The following is a 22,377-nucleotide window of genomic DNA, read 5'->3' on the forward strand; positions in this document are numbered from 1 at the left end:
AATTATATGCTTATGATAGTTTGTATATTACTTCTCAAAAAAAATAAGGAGTTGTCTTAAAATTGATTTTTTCTAATCAAATTTTAAGTTCAACTCCTCTTTTAAATTTTTATATGTTATTCTTTATTGCTTCTTTATAATAGCTAAATCATTCACTTGTCATGTGACAAGCAACTAGATGATTCTTCTTGTGTTCAAATAATTCTGGCATTTCTTTCCCACAACGTTCTGTTGATACTTTACAACGTTTCACAAAAGGACATCCTTTTTCACAACTTGAAAAACTTTCAACTTCATCTTGTACATCCATTTCTTCCTCTAGTATATTTCTATTATTAGGATTCGTAGTCAAAACTGCACACAAGAGCATCTGTGTATATGGATGTAAAGGTGTATTGTAAACCTTCTCAGCATTTCCAATTTCCACAATTCTACCAGCATACATCACAGCAATCCTATCAGAAATATAACGTACCATGCTCAAGTCATGTGAAATAAATAGATAAGTAAGACCAAGCTCCATCTTTAGTTTATATAAAAGATTTATAATCTGACTCTGAATAGAATTATCAAGCGCTGACACTGGTTCATCACATATAATGAAATTCGGCTGAACTACAAGTGCACGTGCTATACTAATCCTTTGTCTTTGCCCTCCTGAAAATTCATGTGGAAAACGTCCTGCATATTCTCGTGAAAGCCCAGTCATTTCTAACAATTCATATACTTTTTGTGTCCTTGCATTTTTATCTAGCATGCCATGAACTTTCAAATTCTCTGCAATAATAGATTCTATGGTCATATATGGGTCTAAAGACATGTATGGGTCTTGAAATATCATTTGTGTATGTTGTGCAAATTCTTTTCTTGCACTCTGTCGATGTAGTTCTAGCTTTTTGCCTTGAAATAATATTTCACCTTCACTTGATGGATATACGCCCATAATGATTCTTGCAAGAGTTGATTTCCCACAACCAGATTCTCCAACAAGACCTAAAGTCTCACCTTTATAAATAGTTAGGTTCACATGATTAACAACAATATTCTTGCGCTTTCTTCCTAAAGAGAAGCTCTTGGATACATTATTTAATTCAAGTAATTTTTCCATCACCCAATACCTCCTTTGGAAAACTTTCATGCAGACGCCAACAAGAAGCACTATGGCTATTTGACACTTTAAACAAAGGTGGCTCTTCTCTCAAACAAATCTGCATACAATATGGACATCTCTTTGAAAAAGAACAACCTACTGGCAAATCAGATAAATTAGGTGGACTTCCCAATATAGATATCCTTTTACCTATATCACCTGAGGTAGGAAGTGTTCTTAATAATGCCTGTGTATATGGATGTGTTGCTCTATTGAAAATATCTTTTACATTACCTTCTTCCACAATCTTTCCAGCATACATTACTGCTACACGTTCTGCTAAATTTGCCACAACTCCAAAGTCATGAGTAATCAAAAGCACAGCTGTTCCCATCTCTTTTCTAATTTTTGCAATAAGTTTCAAGATTTGCAGTTGTGTCGTAACATCAAGGGCTGTTGTAGGTTCATCTGCGATAAGTAGTTTAGGATTACATGCCAAAGCCATAGCAATCATTACACGTTGTCGCATTCCTCCTGAAAATTGATGAGGATACTGTTCTGCTTGTAGAGCGGCATTTGGTATCTGTACCATTTCAAGTAATCTAACTGCCTCTTGCTTGCAATCAGATAATGACATTTTTTCTTTTCGGTATAGAGATTCAGTAATCTGCTTACCTACTTTCATAGTAGGATTCAAACAAGTTAAAGGGTCTTGAAAAACCATACTTGCTAAATTACCTCTTATTTGCTCCATATCTTTTTCTGATGCATTCAAAATATCAAAGTTCATAAGTTTCAATTCTTCACCCATAATCTTAGCTGGTGGTGAAGGATTCAACTTCAAAATGGATTGTGCCATTACACTCTTACCGCAACCACTTTCACCCACCAATGCAAGAATCTCTCCTCTATTCATAGTAAGTGAAACACCTCGAACTGCACTTACTGTTCCATTATATATCTCAAAAGATACATTTAAATTCCTAATTCTTAGAATATCGTCCATAATCAGCAAATCTCCTTAATCTAGGATTTATGGCATCTTGAAGTTGGTCTCCTAAGAGATTAAAAGAAAGCATTATCAAACAAATGAAGAGTCCTGGTACTGCAAACCTTACTGGATAAGTCTGAAAAACAGCGACACCTTCATTTGCCATGATTCCCAGTGATGGATATGGTGGTGGAACTCCCATTCCCAACATTGATAAGAATGCTTCTGTAAATATAATTTCTGGAATACTCAATGTCATGTGGACAATTATTATCCCTAACATATTAGGAATTAGATGACAGAAAATAATTCGCCTCATACTTGCTCCCATAGTTTTTGCAGCAATTATAAATTCTCTCTCCATAAGAGAAACTACTTGCACTCTTACCAATCGTGCCATACTAGTCCATCCCACAAGGGTATAGGCTATAATCAAGGTTCCAATTCCTTGTGGAAGCACTGCCATAAGTAAAAGCACAACAACAAGATATGGAATCCCACTAATGATTTCCAATATACGCATCATTACATTATCAACCATTCCACCTATATATCCAGAAATACTACCATATACTACTCCTACTATGCCATCTATAATAACTACAACTCCTGCTACTAAAAGTGATACTCGTGTCCCATACCAAATACGTACAAAAATATCACGCCCGAGATTATCTGTACCAAAGATATGAGTAAGACCACTAGTTGGGTCTTTGCTAAAAAAAGGTTTATTTGCATACGCCACATTCTGAGATGCAAAATCAAAATTACAAAATATCGGAATACACACTGAACCTATAATCAAAATAAGCATCATTATAAACGATACTACTGCAATTTTATTGTGACACAATATGAATATAGTCTCTCTTGCAAAGCTCATAGATGGGCGTACTAGCTTGTTATTACACATATCTGAATTGCAACCATCAGCAAAAGCAAAATCTTCATTAACAAGTATTCTTTTATTACTATCTATTTTCCTCACCTCCTAATTTCACACGGGGGTCTATATAACTATTTAAAATATCCACGATTAGGTTACACAACACAAGAAACACACCAAAGAACAATGTTGTTCCTATAATTACTGGATAGTCATTGGCCTGCACTGAGTCTACAAAGTATTTTCCAAGACCTGGAATAGAAAATACATACTCCACAGCAAATGTCCCAGTCAATAGGACTGCTGTCATAGGACCAAGAACTGTTATTACTGGCATTAATGCATTACGTAAACAATGATGAAGGGCAATGTCTTTTTTCTTAATTCCTTTCACCTTTGCTGTACGAATATAGTCTTGACTAAGTACATCAAGCATACTAGAACGCATTAATCTTCCAATACTTGCCATAGATCCAAAAGCTAGCGCAAATGCAGGTAAAATCTTACTATTTTCACTTCCCCATCCTATAATTGCAAAAAAACGAATACCTGTAAATTGAAATAATACGATTCCAAAAAAATATTGTAACAGTGCGCCCATAATAAATGATGGAACAGACACTCCAAGAAGTACCAAAATCATCGTCAATGTGTCCCACTTTGTTCTATGCTTCAAAGCTGCTACTATCCCTGACAAAACACCCAAAATGATTGCAAAAATCAAAGCCCGTATTCCCAGTTCCAAAGAAACTGGGAATGCCTGGGCTATGATATCTGTTACTTGACGACCAGATACAATTGAGGAACCAAGGTCTCCATGTATCAAGTTGTTCACATATATTCCATACTGCTCCAATATAGGCTTATCTAAACCATACTTTGTGGCTAAAGCAGCTTTTACATCAGGATTAAGTACCTTAACACCAGAGAAAGGGTCTCCTGGAAGCATCTGCATCAGTAAAAATGTAATGGAAATCAAAACCCAAACAGTAAGTACCGAATAAAGAAGGCGCTTACCGATATATCTCATTTGTGAAGACATATTGTCTACTCCTGTCCTATTATTTATTTAATATGTGCATTTAAAACGTTAAAGAATTGAAATGGTGTACGTACTAGACCAACTAATTTATCAGAAACAGCATAAGTAGTACACGTAAAATACATTGGTCCTATAACCATATCATCTATTAGAATTTTTTCTGCCTGTATCAATATCTCTTGACGTTTTTTAGAATCACTCTCATTAATAGAATCCTCAATCAACTTATCATACTTTGGATTGGAATACTTTACATGATTATTCATATTTTCTGTTGTATAGTTTTCCAAAAATGTAATTGCATCATTTTCAGAAGGTCCCCATCCATCCATCGCAAAGCTGTAATCACCATTTGTCATTGCTTCAGACAAAGCTTTCACTGCTGTAAATTTAAGTTCTACATCCAGTCCAAGATTTTCCTTCCATTGTTGTTGCAGATAGGCAGCCTGATTCTGATTATATGTTGTATCTGATGCCCAAAATACAAGTTTAATATCTTTTTTATCTATACCAAGTTCTTGTAATGCCTTATCAAGGTATTCATTTGCTTTACCTTTGTTGTATTTAAATAGGCTACCACGTTTTTCTGCATAACTTGTGCCCTCAGCACCTTTTATAACATCTGGTACAAAACCATCCGCTGCTATAGAACCGTCATTAATTACATTATCAAGCAGACTCTGCACATCAACAGAATATGAAAGTGCTTTTCTTAAATTTATGTTAGAGAGATACTTATCTTGTGTATTAAAACTTAAATACCAAGACCCTCCATCTATATATGATTGAACAGCATCTTTACTTTTTTCTTTCACAAGTTTAATTTGCTCATTATATAGGCTACAAAGGTCAATTTCTCCAGCAGTAAATGCATTCAAACTAGTATTTGCATCTCCTATCATAACCAACTTTACTTTAGGAATATTAATTTTTGATGCATTATAATATTCCTCAGATTTTTCCATTGTAATATGGTCATCATGTACCCATTCTGTTATTTTATATGCTCCATTTGTCACCATTTTATCAGCGTCCTTAGCATACTGTTTATCACCAATTTTCTCGTATGCCTTCTGATTTATTGGCAAGAAGTATGGCTGTGACAAATAAAACAAACCATTAGGCATTGGATGAGACCATTGAATTTCTAATGTATAGTCATCTAGCACCTTTAATCCAAGCTGTGATTCGTCAACCTCTCCTTTATAGAAAGCTTCTCCATTTTTAATATTCTTATATAGATATGCAGCAAATATGCTTCCAGTAGAAGGTTTCATCTGTGTAATCCAAGAATAGTAAAAATCGTTTGCAGTTACTGAGTCTCCATTTGACCATTTTGCATCTTTTTTCAAGTGCATTGTATAAGTTGTATCAGTATCATTTATATCCCAACTTTCTGCTAAATCAGCTACTGGTTCATCCTTATCATTCAACTTTGTAAACCCAGACATACAATGATAGAGAATACTTTGGGCAATAGTATCACTCATTCTCATTGGATTCAATTCTGTAGGCTCTGATGTAACATTTAATGTTACCATATCCTTTCCTTGAGTCCCCTGAAACACTGAACCTTGTGTTGTATCTCCTGACTTAGATGTAGCACATGCAGCCAAATTAAGTGCAAGCATAGCTACTACTAATAGAGTTATAATCTTTTTGAATCTCATATTTCTCCCCCTCACAAATAATTAATTTTTATAATTACTTAAAGTCACTCTATGAATCCAATATCATATTAAATGAATCAATTGGCATAGGTTTATAGTAATAATAGCCTTGAACCATATCACACCCATATTCTTTTAAACACTCTATATGTTCTTCAGACTCTACACCTTCAGCAATCACTTTCATCTTTAAAGAATGAATTAAATCTATAATGGTCTTTATTACTAAATTACTATTACCATTTAAGTTGTTTAAAAAAAACTGACGGTCCATCTTAATAATATCAAAACGGGCATTAAGCAATACATTGAAAGAAGAATATCCATCGCCAAAATCATCTAGTGAACATGTAAACCCATATTCCTTGAAATCTGATACTATTTTTTTCAGATGCTCAGTATCATTTAAAGAAATTGACTCCATAAATTCAATTTCAATATATTCCTTTGGAATATTATATTTTTCAAACACATCAATATAGTCTTGAACAATATCTGGATCATAAAAATATGACTTTGAAATATTAAAACTTATTGGCACAACCTTCTGATTGTTTTTTATTCTTGTATCCAGATACTGACACATCTGTTCAAAAGTATCAATATCAATTAATTTAATGTATCCATTTTGGTTTAAAATAGGCAGAAATTTATATAATGGTATACTATTTCCATCTTTATCAAACCAACGAAGTAGCGTCTCTGCACCTATAATCTCTCCATTTATTAGTCTAACTTTTGGTTGTAGGTATGTAACAAATTCATAATCTTTATATGCATCTGCTGTATCTATTTCCAGTTTCATACGGTCCATATAACTCTTATAAAAAGATTCCTCATAAAGTTCTATACAAGAGCTTCTATTAAATAAAGTTTCACTTTCTTTTCTACACAGATTTGCATAATTTAATGCATCATAAAATGTGACTTTTGGGTCAACAATCACATAAATCCCCATAGACATAAAAAGATTTCTATAAATTCGTTCATCATCTATGCGGTACAATATGTCTATTAGTGGTATCAATCGTTCATATATAAGATAGTTAGAGTCATCACACTTTAACAAAAGAACAAAGTTATCTGCATATAGGTATCCAGTATATTCTTTTTCTTCCAAAAACATCATTATTTTTTGAAAGACCAATGTCAGGATTTCATCTCCTGCTTGACTTCCATACTTTGTATTAAAATAGCGAAAATTTTTAAGGTTTAGTTGTATTAATGCATATTTTTCCTCGCTACCTTTTATATCACAATATTTTTCCAAAATATATGAAGTATCATATATATCGTGCTTTAAGGTGATATTCTTTTCAGTTTCCATCACGATTGACTCCTTTGTTTAAAAATTGTATATACATTTCTTCCCTTCTTTTTAGATTGGTATAAAGCTAAATCAGCTTTTTTAATAAGAGTTAATTCATCACAACCATGCACATGCATCTCATTATATATCCCAAAAGATAAAGTGAGCTGTTTGGAATTTTTACTTTTTAAATGTACAATATTTTTGTCTTTCAGTTCTTTTTGAACTGACTTAACAAATGTAATAATTTCATCATCACTTCTATCTACAAATATGCATGTAAATTCATCTCCTCCATATCGTGCAGCAAAAGCATTGTCTGGCAAGTTCTTCTTTAATAAATTAGCAACTTCTTTTATTACCTCATCGCCTTTTGAATGACCATAGTAGTCATTATATTCTTTAAAAAAATCTATATCAACCATAACATATCCAATAAATAAAGTCCCATCATCTTGTATTAATTTACTAATAACTTTACTACTGTATCTTCGATTATAAATTTTTGTAAGTTCATCTATATCTGCTACTACTTGTAAACTAGCTTGCTTTTTCAACATGAAATTCTGTTCTTTTTCCGTTTCATATAGAGAAATAAGGCTTTTAAAGCTTTCTCTTGTTGATATTTTACTTGCCATTTCCCCTTTTAATATAGTCTCGTAAAAAGTTTCATAAAGTTCATCAGTTTCATGACCAAATAAAATTGCATATTGGACATGTAATTCTTGAATCTTTATCATTATATCCTGATCTGCATTTTTATACAGTGTATCTAATTGTTTTAAACACCATGCTGCATTTTCTTCTCTCTTCAACAAAAGTAAAAATTCCATCAGATTTAAATAAATAGATTTCAGTAAAAACGCATTCTCTTTACTTTTAATCAACTTTTTTATCAAATTATCTATTTTATGTAATGCTTCTATTTCCTTATTTTCTAATAATAAGAGACGTATTTCCCCTTCCATAAATAACAAAGGTAAAATGCCAACTTCACATTTTACACTTAAACATTCCTCATGATATTTTCTAGCTTTATCCAATTCTCCTTGGACACAATAAAGATGTAATAGGTTGACAAGTATAGATTTGTAATAAAAGACCACATTTTTTATAGGAACCTCTTTTATAACATCTAATGCTCTTGTATAGAATTGCTCTGCAACTGTATATACACCACTTGTGTAAAATATGTCTGCAATATTGTTATAGAAAATAGCACATGATTTTTTATCTTTAATTTTATAAGCAGTTTGAATACCTTTTAAATATATAGTAAGTGCTGCTATTTCGTCACAAATAGTAATATTTCGTAAACCCTCTATTTTAAAATATTCAATTAAAACATCAAAATAGTTTTTATTCTCAGCAAGTTCTCTTGCCTTCTCTGAATGAAAATTATAAGCATCTACATCCCATTTCATTTGAAAATATTGTGCTAAATACACATGAGCTAATGCTTGTCCATAGAAACAGTTTAACTGTTCTGATATCGTCAATAATCTATCACAATCATGTTTATTAAATCTAAGACTATATTCGAAACGGTGCTGAATTCGCTCAATTATCAATTGAGTGTGTTCAAATAGTACATTATAGTTATTCATTATGCACCCCTTCCATAGAAATTATTGATTTAGAGTTATTTCTACCATTATTCTTTACAACATATAGTGCTTTGTCCACTTCATCAAATAAATTAAGTAAATCCACTTTAGTTGAAACGGTCTTATTTCCATAGCCAATTGATAATGTTATTATTTTTGAACATCGTGAATGTATATGTTCAATATTTTTTTCTTTTATTGCTTCTTTTATTTGATTTACATATTCATCCATTTGTTCAAAGTTCAAATCCCAACTAAGACAGATAAATTCGTCTCCACCATAGCGAAAGACTGCCATTTTTTCATTTGCTTTCTCTTTTAAGGTACTAGCTACTTGTTTTAATATTTCATCTCCTGCTAAATGCCCATAATAATCATTGTATTCTTTAAAGTAATCAATATCAAATATTGCAAGACCAATATTTGTATATTTATTGCTATTGATAATTTCATCTTGCTTAATATTAAAATAATAACGATTATATATATTAGTCAATTCATCATAATTTACAAGGTCACACAATTCTTTTAATACTTTTTTTGATTGATTATACTTAGTATAGGTATTATTTAATTCAATTTTTGCAACTAAACCTTCGATTTTTAATAGATTTACTTGAGCCTGTGCTTTTAAATATAAATCGTAGTACTCACGATAATGGTAATATAGTTCTTGTTTTGTCTCAAACCTCTGTGAGTACTGAATATTCAACTTACACAACTTCAATAAAGGCTCTGGCTCATCTTCTTTTATTAGCTCTCGTAAGGCTTGTAATAATTCACTTGATTTGATTTGATTTTTAATATGTATCATTGATTCCAATGCATTCATCAAAAACTCTATAATATAAATTCGATTTGGAAAAGTCATAATTCCATCATTGAACATTTCCTGTAAATAATATAAACTCTTTTCTTCATCCTTTATCTCTGAATAATAAAGCAAATATGCATAATCAACATATAATTTTAAATCTTTATCTTCAAGGGGAAGTGAACTCAATTCTTCAATAGTTGATTTCATAAATTCAAGTTTACCTAATTTTAAATATACATTAATGAAATTAATTAATAGTATTCTCAGAAAGCGTGGTTTTGTATCTGGCAAAGAGCGTAATACTTCCATCGCTTTATCTAAATAAAGCAATGCTTCATCATATAGTTCATAGTCCAAATAATAAGCACTAATATTTCCATAATTCACACCAATTCGGTATTTGATATCTAATTTTTCAGAAACATCCAGAGCTTTTAAAGTGTATTTAAATGCAGATTGTTTATCATATGAATTTGAAAAAAGTAAACTATATAATGCATAAAACTTTTCTAATAACTCACTTGGATTCTTTTCATTGATATACTCTTGTGCGTACTCCAATTCTTTTGATACACATTTCATATTTGATTCTACATAGAAATAATAATCGGCACGCCATATATATCCAAAAGCCACATTTTGCCAATCTTTACTTTCTTTTGCAAGCGAAATCAGTTTATCACAAAGCCCACAAACAACATCATCGTTTACATTAATGTTTTCATGTATTTTTCTCTTTAATTCCTCAATTTCACACAAAGTATAGTTTTCAATCATGACATTACTCCAAATTTATTTTTTATAACATTATAACATGCAAGTATGGCTTTCCACAATGAGATATCAATTTGTGTTTCACAAGGATTAAGTGGATTATGCGATTATCTCTTGTTGACAATAACATACCTATTTTTCCCTTAAATATCAATAACTAATATATTCTTCTAATAACTATACCAGTATAATAATTATTATAATCTATAATTATAGTACCATGTGTTTATAACACCTATATTTGCCACAAGTATAATATAGGTTTTGCTTTTCTACATAGAAAGTATCATATAGATTAGAAGTTATTAAAAAGCATCTTTTTGTTTTTGTACAAAAAAAGGAGATGATTCAAATTTTTATTTTGAGGCATCCCCTTACAGTAATTATATATTATTAGGTTTTATGTTATAGGATTTATAAGTTGTGGGTTATATAAACCAATATACTTAATCTTCAAAATACCCTTCTGGATATAATGGGAACTTAGATATAAGCTCTTGAGCTTCTACTTTACAATCATCTAATACTTCCTTATTATCAATATTTTCTGCTACCTTATTCATTATTCCTGCTATCTGTATAACTTCTTTCTCTTTAAGACCTCTTTGAGATATTGATGTAAGTCCTATACGAACACCACTAGTTACAAATGGTGACTGTGGGTCATCAGGTATAACATTTTTATTAACTGTTATTCCTACATATTCAAGAGCTTTTTCAAATTGTTTTCCTGTAAGATTTTTGCTTCTTAAATCAACCATAACTATATGGTTATCAGTTCCTCCACTTACAATGCTAAAACCATGTGAAATAAGTTCAGATGCTAAGGTTTGAGCATTTACTACCACTTGTTCCATTATTTGTTTAAATTTATCTGTACTCAAGTATAATAGCGAAAAAGCTTTCGCTGCAACTGTATTAAGATGTATAGAACCTAATGTTCCTGGGAAAACACCTTTATCAAGTTTCTTTGCATGTTCAGCTTTGCAAAGTACAATACCACTTCTTGGTCCACAGAAAGTTTTTGTTGTAGATGAAGAAACAAAATCTGCATAAGGTACAGGGCTAGGAATTACTTTTGCAGCTACCAATCCTGCAACATGTGCCATATCTACCATAAAGTAAGCCCCTACTTCTTTTGCAACCTTTGATATTCTTTCATAGTCTATTAATCTTGGATATGAACTTGCTCCTGCAATTATCAGCTTTGGTTTACATTCTTTTGCCTTTGCTTCAAGAGCATCATAATCTATACGTCCAGTACTTGGGTCTACTCCATAAAACTCATATTTATAAATATCATGTAAAAAGTTAACTGTACTACCATGTGTTAAATGTCCACCTTGGTCAAGACGCATACTTAAAACAGTATCATTTGGTTTTAATATTGATGAATATACACAATAATTGGCTGTAGAACCTGAATATGGTTGTACATTTACATGTTCTGCTCCAAATACTTCTTTTGCACGTTTGATTGCTAGAGTTTCAAGTTTATCTGCTTCTTCAGAACCTGCTTGAAAACGAGCACCTGGATAACCTTCTTCAGTTTTATTTGTAAATACACATCCACTTAATTCAAGTACTTCTGTTGGTGCTGTGCTTTCAGAAGCTATCATTTCAATATTATGCTCTTGTCTAACCAACTCCCCAGCCACAATGTTATATAACTCTGGGTCTGAAATTTTTGTTGTTTTTAACATAATAACACCCCTTCTTAATTAAAGAATATATTTTATTGGTTTAATCTTTATTAATAAATTTATTATAAATGTCTATAAAGTGTAAGATATTCCTCCACCAGGTCCTAACGGTATGCCAATACCCATGAATAGCAATAATATTATTATTTCTATTAATGTAAATACTACTGAGTATGGAATCATATTCGATATGACAGTACCTATACCTATATCCTTGTCATATTTTCTAGCAAAAGCTAATATAACTGGGAAATATGGGAAAAGTGGACTTATTGGATTTGTTGAAGCATCTCCAATACGATAAGCTATTTGAGTTAATGCTGGGTTGAAATCTAGTAGCATAAACATTGGAACAAATATAGGTGCTAAAATAGCCCATTTTGCAGAAGCACTTCCTACAAATAAATTGATAAATCCGGATAACAATATAAATCCTATTATCAATCCATAACTAGGTATCCCCGATTCTGCCAGTAATTTTGCTCCTGTGATTGATAAAATTGTTCCTAAGTTACTAAGATTAAATAGATTAATAAACTGGGATGCTATAAATGCTAGGACTATATATCCACCCATATCACTCATGCTACTACCCATCATAGATACTAATTCTTTGTCGTTTTTTATCTTCTTACTTACTTTTCCATATACTAATCCTGGAGTTAAAAATATGATAGTGATTATAGGAACTATGCCTTTCATTAAAGGTGCATTACTGGATAGTATAGAACCTGTCTCTGGATCTTTCATAAATGCATTGTCACCTATACATAAAACAACTATCACTACTACTACTACTAACAATGATAATAAAGCGTATTTTATACCCTTATTTTCAAGTTCACTCAATTCTTGTATATCCTTATTATTTGTTAAATCATTATATTTTGAAAAACGAGGAGCTATAAATTTCTCAGTTACAAATGCTCCTGCGAAAGTTAAAACTATTGCTGATATAAAAGCAAAATAAAGGTTCATCGCTGGATTGCCTTGGTAAGATGGATCCATCATCTGAGCTGCGGGTATTGTAAATCCAGCTAGCAATACATCTGTGGTACTAAGCATAACATTTGCTGCAAATCCTCCTGCAACACCTGCAAAAGCTGCAAACATACCTACAAGAGGATGTCTTCCAATTCCTAAAAACACAAGTGCTGCAAGTGGTGGTAATATTATAAATCCTACATCTGCTGCTGTATGTGATAACATACCTGCAAATACAATTGCTACAGTTACAAGTTTTTGTGGAACTTTACTTATCCCCTTTTTCATTAACACTTCCATAAATCCGGATTTCTCAGCAACACCTGCTCCAAGCATTGTAACCAATACTAATCCTAATGGAGCAAATGACTGGAAATTTGTAACTATACTACCTAAATAGGATTGAATCTGCTCTTTCTCTAATAGATTTACTACCTTTACAACTTCTTTTGTAGAAGGATGTATTTCTTCTACTCCTAAATTAGATATAACTGCTGACAATATTAAAACAATTATGCATAGTAATAAAAATATGGTTACTGGGTCTGGAAGTTTATTTCCTGCTCTCTCTACAACATTTAATGCTCTCATCAATAATCCACTATCTTTGTTTTTTTCTTGTGAATTAATTTTCCTCAAACTAATCACCCCCATAAACTTTATCTCCAGAAACACTCTAGCTTAAATTTTATTTTTTAAATTTATCCATATAATTTATAACAGACTGACATAGTACATTTGTACCTACTAATATAGACTTTTTATCAGCTTTAAATTTAGGATTATGCCACTGATACATACAACCTTGTTCTTTGTTGCCTACTCCTAACCAGTAAAAAAATCCTGGTGCTTTTTCCATAAATATAGAGAAATCTTCTCCTCCTGTAGAAGGTATTGGATCAACTATGGCATCTTCTGAATACAAATCACACACAGACTTACAAGCTATTGTGTACATCTCTTTACTGTTTATAACAGCTGGTAGGTCAAATAAATAATCTAACTTTGCAGTTGCTTGATATCCACGAGCTATCTCACAAACTATATTTTCCAAATTTTCAGATATTTTCTTTCGTACTTCATTACTAAAACTTCTACATGTACCTGTCATATCTACCTTTTCTGAAATTACATTATTTGCAGTTCCTCCATTTATAGTACCTATTGATATAACAGCTGGTTCTAATGGACTTATATTCCTACTTATTATGGTTTGAATACCCATTATAATTGCACTTGATGCTACTATAGGATCTATTGTTCTATTTGGTATACCTCCATGACCTCCAAAACCATTTACTTCTATCCTAATGGTATCTACTGCTGCCATTAATCCACCTAACTTAACACCCACTTTTCCACAAGGTATATCTGGGTGATTATGAAGACCAAATATAGCATCAACTTTTGGATTTTCCATTACTCCTCGTTCAACCAGCATCTTAGCACCTTTATTAACTTCTTCTGCTGGTTGAAATATAAACTTTACATTTCCATGGAGACTATCTTTAATGTGAGACAATACATATGCACATCCTACAAGGCAAGATGTATGTATATCATGTCCACATGCATGCATTATACCATCATATTTTGATTTGTATCCAATATCAACCTCTTCATATATTGGTAAAGCATCAATATCTCCTCTTAATGCTACTGTAGGACCATCGTATTTTCCTTTTAATAATCCTACTACTCCTGTCTCCATTCCTAGGTCTAATATCTCTATACCTAAACTTACTAATAAATCTTTTATAGCTTTCGTAGTCCTAAATTCTTTAAAACTTAATTCGGGGTGCATATGAATATCTGTAAAAAAATCTAAAATATCTTCTTTATACTTTTCTGAGATTAAAATAAGTTCATGCATACTAACACCTCTCCAAAATTTTATTTTTTAATTTTTTTGCTAATTTAACTACAAATTATATAAGTTACTAATATTCATAAAGATATTTTTTATAAATTTAATTTAACTTTGTTTATATTTATATTTTACTACATTATTTAAATTAAATATATTATCATATCTTGCAATTTATTTAACTATTTTGACTTTTTAAATTTAGATTATATAAAAATTTCTTTAACTAGAAACTATTCATTAGTGCCTCTATTCCTGACTTTGTGTTGATTTTTCTCTACATGTGACTGCTTTATATACCATACAAACTAAAATCAAAAGTCCCATATAACCTGTATATGGATATAAAATATTTACAAGTTTACCAAATGGTAAAAAACCACCTATACAAGCCAAAATAGCTATTACTGTTGTTACAAGTTTAAATTTAGGGTGTTCATCTTCAACTATTCTATTAGTTACAGACCATAAAAGTGGAACAGCTGTTGTATAAATACCTAATATAAGTGCAACTGAGAAAAGCACACCTACAATAGGGGATATATTATCTGCTAAATAAAGTGATGGTATTTCTTTCATATATAGATTTCCTATATCTGAAATCATAGCTAAATACATAACAATTCCAGCAGTCATAAATACTACTCCTCCTAATAGACCTCCCCAGAAAGCATCCTTTTTACTTTCAATAGAAGCCCCCATACCTGTTAAAAAAACAATCATTACAATAATATTTAATGTATTATATATTACGCCTGAAACTATTGGACTTCCTGATGCTTTTGTAACTTCAATATTCTTCATAGCTTCTCCAACCATAGATAACCCATCGAAATGTTTGAATAAGCTTATTAATCCAACAGCAATTGTAAATACTGCTATTACTGGTCCAATACGACCAAGTATACCTACTAATTTTTCTAGACCCATAGATACTGTAATTAATGTAGCTACTGCCATTAAAACTCTTCCCAAATAAGGATTTATGCCATAGTATTCAGTTAAAGTTGAGCCTGCACCTGAAATCATTACTATAAGAATTCCAAATAAAAATATTGGGCTAAACCATTCATAAAATTTTCCTAAAATTTTTCCACAATAAAAAGTGTAAATTCTAGTTGGTTCCTTAAGTTTTAATTCTCTACCTCTAGTTATAACTTCAGCACCAAGAAATGAAAATAATACCATTGATATTAATGCTCCAACTAGACCCATATACCCTTGAGAGGCAAAAAATTGGAGTATTTCTTGACCTGTTGCAAATCCAGAACCAATTGCCGTTGCTAAATAAGCTCCTGCAATACAGATAATATTTTTCACATTCACTTTGTCTGACATATTAAATTACCTCCATTATAAAGTTACCTTCTTCAACAAATATAAATCCTTAGTAAATTAAATGAAAATTCTGTCTTTTTGGAACAGTATTTGATTTACTTTCTTATTTTGTATATCTTTTTTTTTATTTATATATATTTTTTTATATAAATAGGTATAGCTTTTATAAGGTTAAATATTATTAAATATGTTTAAAGCGCTTTAATTTTTACTATAATTAAAGTATACTTATTCAGACACTCTCAAACAATTATCTATATTGACTTTTTATTTATCAATTTCAATTTTTAGTATTTAATTTATAGACCTTTGGAGTCATTCCTTTTTCTATCTTAAAATTTTTGTAGAAATTATTTAGACTATTATAACCAACCATTTCTGCAATCTCATTTATACTTTTTGTAGTATTTTCAAGTAACTCAATTGATTTTTCTATTCTTATATGATTTAGATATGATATAAAAGTTGTATTCAAATTACTTTTAAAAATCCTAGATATATTAGATGGATTAGTTAAAAATAACTTAGCACAATCATTTAGTTTTAAATCCTTACTATAATTTAAATTTATATACTCTAGTATCTCATTTAATAAATTATTATTGGTATATTGATAACCAATAATATTTTCTATAGTCTTATTAAACTCGTTCATGTCTAATGGTTTAAGAAGTATATCCTTCACATTTAATCTCAAGGCTTTTTGTGCATATTCAAAATAATCAAAGGCAGTTATTACCACAAAGTTTATTTTTTTAGATAGGTGAGATGTTTTTTCTATTACTTCTAACCCATTATATATGGGCATCTGAATATCTATAAACACTATGTCTGGCTCTAAATCAATTATTTTATCTACTGCTTCATCACCAGATGTTGCTTTACCAACAATCTTTATCGGCATATCTTTCATTTCTATAAAGTGTGTTATTATTTTTAAAACAGCTTCTTCATCATCTATTATTAGTGCTCTTCTCATGAGAATTCCTCCCTTTTAGCTTAATAATATAAAAAAGTAAGATATATAAAACAACATAAAAACATCTAATATATTTCTTAACATTTATAAAACTCATTAACTTTAAACAAGCTCTATTCATATTCCTTACAATTTTCAATAGGAATTTTAATCATTATGTAAGTACCCTCTTTATCACTTGACTTTATGTCCATCTGAACCTCCCATGACTAAAGTCACAGGATTCCTGCTTCATAGAATTTTGCATACTAAAATATGTCTTACCAATTCTCCACAGGCTATCCCCGTAGTTCCTACGGTTCTTACATAAGTTATTTATTTTAAACTGTTATTAGTCTTAATCCTTCTTTTAGTATATTTATACTTGCATTTATATCTCTATCGTGAGTTTCATCACAACAAGGACAAATCCATTCTCTTATATTTAAATTCTTAACTTCCTCGTTTTTGTACCCACATTTATTGCATATTTGTGAACTTGCAAAGAATCTACCTACCTTTACAATTTGTCTACCATACCAATTAGCCTTGTATTCTAATTGACGAACAAATTCTGACCATGACACATCAGAAATTAAGCGAGATAGTTTACTATTTCTAGTCATATTCTTTACTTGTAAATCCTCTAAGCAAATAATATCATTCTCTCGTATTAATTTAGTAGATAGTTTTTGTAGAAAATCCTTCCTTTGATTAGCTATATGCTCTTGAAGTCTTGCAACTTTTAATCTTGCTTTATTTCTATTTAAACTACCAATTGTTTTTCTCGATAATTCTCTTTGTAATTTAGCAAGTTTGTTTAATGACTTCTGAAGATACTTAGGATTTTCTATAAAGTCTCCACAACTTGAGATACAAAATTCTTTAATTCCTAAATCTAAACCTATCTGATTATTAGTATTTTCAAATGCTTTAATATCTATATCAGTACAACATAATGATACATAATATTTTCCACTTGGTTCTTTGGATATAGTAGCATTAAGTATTCTCCCTTGAGGTACTTGTTTATCCCTTACTTTAACCATACCAAGTTTAGGTAATTTTATATATTGACCACAGTACATAATATTTTCATTTGTAAAGTTAGTTCTATATGAAAATCTATTAGTTTTCTTTGATTTAAATTTAGGAAATCCTGCATTTTCTTTAAAGAATTTTTTATATGCGTTTTCTAAATCTTTTAAGGTGTTTTGTAGTGAAAATTTATCAGGTTCTTTAAGCCACTCTAATTCTTTTTTTAAATTGGTCAAATCAGAACTGCACTGTTTATAAGTAAAAGTTTCTTTATTATTTTCATAAACTTCTATTTTTTTAGCAAGATACTTATTATATACAAATCTACAACATCCAAAAGTTTTGTTAATTAACTCTTGCTGTTTTTTATTTGGATACATTCTAAATTTATAAGCTTTTTCCACTACTATCACCTTACTTTACTTGTTTTTTATGATTATGTAATACTGGATGTCTATATTTTACACACCATAATATATGGTATTTATACATATTCAAGTCACTTCCATTTTTCATTATCCACTCTAATATTAACAAGTACAATTTTTTAAAACAAGTTTTTTGAAGGTTTTATATTTATTTTTAAATAACATATGTAAGAACCGTAAGTCCTAACTTTTATCATTTTTGAGGTTGTCGTTCACATAAGTTCGCTACTACCTATGCAGTTCTCTTATGAACTTCTTACACTTTCATGTAAGCACAGACTATATCTTATCCTTCGGCATTATCCGTTAAGGTCTACCCACTTCCACTACCGATAACTTGTAGTGTACTTCCCTCAAGAGGAATAGTCGTTGAAGTTTCTCCTATTCGGAGCTTACCTGCTGATTGCCCATTTTAAAGTACTTAGGGTTTAACCTTATACTATCTAACCAATTTTTTCTACTTTCGTAACTTTCACACTTAGGTTTATTTCATCCTTATGTTTTAGTTTGGTTAGCTTTAGGGGTTTCCAGCAATTCAGGTAGTATTGGATAGGTTATATGCTATCTCTACATATAAGTTTCCCTATATGCTGACTATTTTAGCTACTAACTCATGACTAAAGTCACAAGTGTATGTAGCTATTTTTTAATCAAAGTCATTTCCATAAGCAGATGTAAACTTTGTATATATTAAAGACAATCCATGACCATTATTACTACGAATACCTGCTTTTATTTTGTCTATACTATTTTCCTCTAAAATAGTTCCATTATTATGAATTTCCATAATCGCATACTCAGAATCTACTCTTGCAATTATTTCTACTCTTTTTTCCGTATCAATATCTCTAAACCCATGTGTAAAAGCATTTTCTACAATAGGTTGAATAAAGTTAAAAGGTACAGAAAGACTGTATAGCTTCTTAGGAATAAGATAATTTACTTTAAGTGCATCTCCATAGCGTAATTTCTGTAAGTTTAAATAATTTTTAATATATAATATTTCCGATTCTAATTCTACAAATCGTAAATCAGACTTCATTGTATATCTAAACATTTTAGATAAATCTATTATTGCACTATATAAATCATAACTACCATCATCAAGTGCTATACTTGCCATTGAATTTAGGGTATTAAATAAAAAATGATGATTTATCCTTAAGTTAGTAACCATATCTTGAGCTACTTTTAAATTCATTTCCAGTTGCTCTCCATAATGATATGTTCTTGCAATAGTATTCTCCTTTTCTTGCAAATCCTTTCTTATATCATTGAATGAACAAAAATTTATTATGTTTTTAGATATTTGTTTTAAGAGACGTTTTATACTTCTAGCAGCACCTTCTGGTATATCATATAAATTACTATGTGTTGTATCTAAGTTTAAATCAGATAATAATACATATCCACCCCTTATGACACCTATACTATTGTTTTTATACAGTATTGGAATGTTATATACTGTTATCCCATGCTTACATACAAATTGGTTACTACTTTTTCGATTCATACAATCACAATTTTGAGGAAATTTCATAGGATTACATTTTTCAAAGCAAAATAAAGGAAAGTAAGGATTTTTTAAAACTATATTCCATGAATCATCATATATAATCAATGGAATTTTAAATGGGTCTATAAATTGACCACGAATTGATTCTATTGCTGCATATAAGTTTAAAGTACTTTCGCTATAATTAATCAAAGTTTTCTTTAGATATTTATTAGGATTAATATCTATGACTTCACTCTCTCCCGCATCATTTACATTATTTGAAACAATAAGTTCTTTTATTGGTCTATCGCCTGTATTTATAGTTTCATGTGTACTACCAGATTCTATATAAAAAATCATCCCTTGATAAAATGGCTTCCATACTCCATTTATGATATACAAACCTTCCCCCTCTAAAATATATATCATCTGTTCTTGACCATAATGAACATGGTTAAAATGTTTTTTACCTTGCATAGTTACTGCAATATATATATTCATAGCTTGTTTAGGATTATTTTCATCATAAGTATGTTTCCATTCGATATATCCCCACTCTGTCTTTTGAATTTTCATAAAAGATTCCTTTCTACTTGTAAATTATTTATCTTTCAGTAAATTTAATAAATAAAAAAATGTACATACTCTTTCATATGATAGCTCACTATATCAATATTCATTAGTTTGTACACTTTTTTATATTTATTATTATTTTTTAATTTCTTCTAGTTTATTGTATTATTTAAAAGTACATAATTTACTCTTATTTAATAATAGAAACTCCCATATATGGTCTTAAAACATCAGGAACAACTACAGAACCATCCTCTTGTTGATAATTTTCTAATATAGCTGCAACACTTCTTCCAATAGCTAATCCAGAGCCATTTAATGTATGTGCATATTCAGCTTTAGAATCTTTATCTCTTTTAAATCTTATCCCTGCTCTTCTAGCTTGGAAATCTTCACAGTTTGAACAAGATGAAATCTCAACATATCTATTATAACTTGGCATCCAAACTTCTACATCATATTTAAAAGAAGCTGTAAATCCTAAATCACCTGTACATATCTTTACTACTCTATATGGTAATTTCAATAATTGTAACATATTCTCAGCATTGTTAGTAAGCTTTTCTAACTCATTATAAGATTCTTCTGGTGCTACTATTTTAACCATTTCTACTTTGTTAAATTGATGTTGTCTTACCAATCCTCTTGTATCTCTTCCAGCAGAACCAGCTTCTGACCTAAAACATGGAGTATAAGCTGTATAATTTATTGGTAATTGTTCAAATTTAAGTATTTCATTCGCATGTATGTTGGTCAAAGGAACTTCTGATGTCGGAATTAAAAAATAGTCCAATCCCTCTATTTTAAACATATCTTCTTCAAACTTAGGTAGTTGACCTGTACCTAGAAAACTATTTCTATTTGCCATAAATGGTGGAATAACCTCTGTATATCCATTTACTGTTGTATTTGTGTCTAAATAAAAATTTAATAAGGCTCTTTCTAACCTAGCTCCTAATCCTCTATAAAGAGTAAATCTTGAACCTGTTATTTTACCTGCTGTTTCGAAGTCAAGTATACCTAGTTCTGTTCCAATTTCCCAATGTGCTTTAGATTTAAAGTCAAAATTAGTAGTATCTCCCCAAGTTCTTACTTCAACATTATCTTCATCAGTTTCACCTTGTGGCACTTCTGGATGGGGTACATTTGGTATTCTCATTAACAAATATTCCATCTTATCTTCTACTTCCTTGAGCTTTTGGTCTATAACTTTAATCTTATCAGATAAATCTTTTAACTTAGCCTTTTCATTTTCTACATCTTTACCTTCTTTTATAAGATTTGGCATATTTTTAGATGCTGTATTTAATTCATTTTTCATGACTTCAACTTCTTGAAGAATTTTTCTTCTTTCATCATCTAACTTAACTACTTCATCAAGACTAAAGGCTTTCTCACCCCTTCTTTCCATAGCTTTTTTTATACAATCTAAATTTTCTCTTATTCTTTTTATATCAAGCATTTTTTCCTCCTCAGTACTTAAGATTGGACGTTCTCTCTTAATCTCAAATAATTTTGATAATATATTTTCTGTCTGAGGTTAAGAAATATTTTTTATTTCATTTATTTAGTTATATTTTACTCACTTTTTTATATATTGTCAAATTATATTTAATTAAATTAATAGAATTTAATTTTTGATTACTATCTCTATAGTTAACTTCATTATAATTATATCGATTTTGCTAATCAATTATCTATTTTGACTTTTTCTTTATCAATCTTATGTAATTATTCGCTTTCATATAAATTTTTTTACCTTATGATATAATTCTTTATAAATCATTTATTTTAATAGGAGGAT

Annotated in this window: 16 protein-coding genes; all 16 read right to left on the reverse strand. The window is 30.2% G+C overall.

Annotated elements, in window-relative coordinates:
• Window positions 1-148: 148 nt before the first annotated feature.
• Window positions 149-1,108, reverse strand: a complete 960-nt coding sequence (locus ACTG46_RS15660) for an ABC transporter ATP-binding protein (protein WP_479923155.1) — start codon at window positions 1,106-1,108, stop codon at window positions 149-151.
• Entirely contained in the window at window positions 1,092-2,096 is a 1,005-nt protein-coding gene (locus ACTG46_RS15665; RefSeq protein ID WP_074180134.1) for an ABC transporter ATP-binding protein, read from the reverse strand. Before ACTG46_RS15665 ends, ACTG46_RS15660 begins: the two co-directional genes overlap by 17 nt.
• Window positions 2,074-3,069 (reverse strand): ABC transporter permease, encoded by a 996-nt coding sequence (locus ACTG46_RS15670; RefSeq protein ID WP_479923156.1) that lies wholly within the window; start codon window positions 3,067-3,069, stop codon window positions 2,074-2,076. The genes ACTG46_RS15665 and ACTG46_RS15670 overlap by 23 nt, the downstream gene beginning before the upstream one ends.
• Window positions 3,053-4,009, reverse strand: a complete 957-nt coding sequence (locus ACTG46_RS15675; protein ID WP_479923157.1) for an ABC transporter permease — start codon at window positions 4,007-4,009, stop codon at window positions 3,053-3,055. The genes ACTG46_RS15670 and ACTG46_RS15675 overlap by 17 nt, the downstream gene beginning before the upstream one ends.
• 23 nt (window positions 4,010-4,032) lie before the next feature.
• Window positions 4,033-5,679, reverse strand: a complete 1,647-nt coding sequence (locus ACTG46_RS15680) for a peptide ABC transporter substrate-binding protein (RefSeq protein WP_479923158.1) — start codon at window positions 5,677-5,679, stop codon at window positions 4,033-4,035.
• A gap of 49 nt (window positions 5,680-5,728) precedes the next feature.
• Complete coding sequence (locus ACTG46_RS15685) at window positions 5,729-7,006, reverse strand: EAL domain-containing protein (RefSeq protein WP_479923159.1); 1,278 nt, start codon at window positions 7,004-7,006, stop codon at window positions 5,729-5,731.
• Window positions 7,006-8,595: a tetratricopeptide repeat-containing diguanylate cyclase gene (locus ACTG46_RS15690; protein WP_479923160.1), complete on the reverse strand. Its 1,590-nt coding sequence runs from the start codon at window positions 8,593-8,595 to the stop codon at window positions 7,006-7,008. The genes ACTG46_RS15685 and ACTG46_RS15690 overlap by 1 nt, the downstream gene beginning before the upstream one ends.
• On the reverse strand, window positions 8,588-10,189 hold the full coding sequence (locus tag ACTG46_RS15695) for a GGDEF domain-containing protein (protein WP_479923161.1): 1,602 nt from the start codon (window positions 10,187-10,189) through the stop codon (window positions 8,588-8,590). Before ACTG46_RS15695 ends, ACTG46_RS15690 begins: the two co-directional genes overlap by 8 nt.
• A 443-nt stretch (window positions 10,190-10,632) precedes the next feature.
• Window positions 10,633-11,889: a serine hydroxymethyltransferase gene (locus tag ACTG46_RS15700; RefSeq protein ID WP_479923162.1), complete on the reverse strand. Its 1,257-nt coding sequence runs from the start codon at window positions 11,887-11,889 to the stop codon at window positions 10,633-10,635.
• A 72-nt stretch (window positions 11,890-11,961) separates the two neighbouring features.
• The gene (locus ACTG46_RS15705) at window positions 11,962-13,521 is read right to left on the reverse strand and encodes an AbgT family transporter (RefSeq protein ID WP_479924076.1); all 1,560 of its coding nucleotides are present in this window, start codon (window positions 13,519-13,521) and stop codon (window positions 11,962-11,964) included.
• A gap of 40 nt (window positions 13,522-13,561) precedes the next feature.
• Window positions 13,562-14,746, reverse strand: a complete 1,185-nt coding sequence (locus ACTG46_RS15710) for a M20 family metallopeptidase (protein ID WP_479923163.1) — start codon at window positions 14,744-14,746, stop codon at window positions 13,562-13,564.
• A gap of 243 nt (window positions 14,747-14,989) precedes the next feature.
• The gene (locus ACTG46_RS15715; RefSeq protein ID WP_054277418.1) at window positions 14,990-16,078 is read right to left on the reverse strand and encodes a YkvI family membrane protein; all 1,089 of its coding nucleotides are present in this window, start codon (window positions 16,076-16,078) and stop codon (window positions 14,990-14,992) included.
• A 280-nt stretch (window positions 16,079-16,358) separates the two neighbouring features.
• Window positions 16,359-17,057, reverse strand: coding sequence for a response regulator transcription factor (locus tag ACTG46_RS15720; protein WP_407963720.1), 699 nt, complete (start codon window positions 17,055-17,057; stop codon window positions 16,359-16,361).
• Between the two features lie 320 nt (window positions 17,058-17,377).
• Window positions 17,378-18,487: an IS200/IS605 family element RNA-guided endonuclease TnpB gene (gene tnpB, locus ACTG46_RS15725; protein WP_479923164.1), complete on the reverse strand. Its 1,110-nt coding sequence runs from the start codon at window positions 18,485-18,487 to the stop codon at window positions 17,378-17,380.
• Between the two features lie 661 nt (window positions 18,488-19,148).
• Entirely contained in the window at window positions 19,149-20,576 is a 1,428-nt protein-coding gene (locus tag ACTG46_RS15730; RefSeq protein ID WP_479923165.1) for a histidine kinase, read from the reverse strand.
• A 187-nt stretch (window positions 20,577-20,763) separates the two neighbouring features.
• Entirely contained in the window at window positions 20,764-22,035 is a 1,272-nt protein-coding gene (gene serS / locus ACTG46_RS15735) for a serine--tRNA ligase (protein WP_054271421.1), read from the reverse strand.
• Window positions 22,036-22,377: the final 342 nt, after the last annotated feature.

The organism is Clostridioides sp. LIBA-7678, assembly GCF_056716065.1.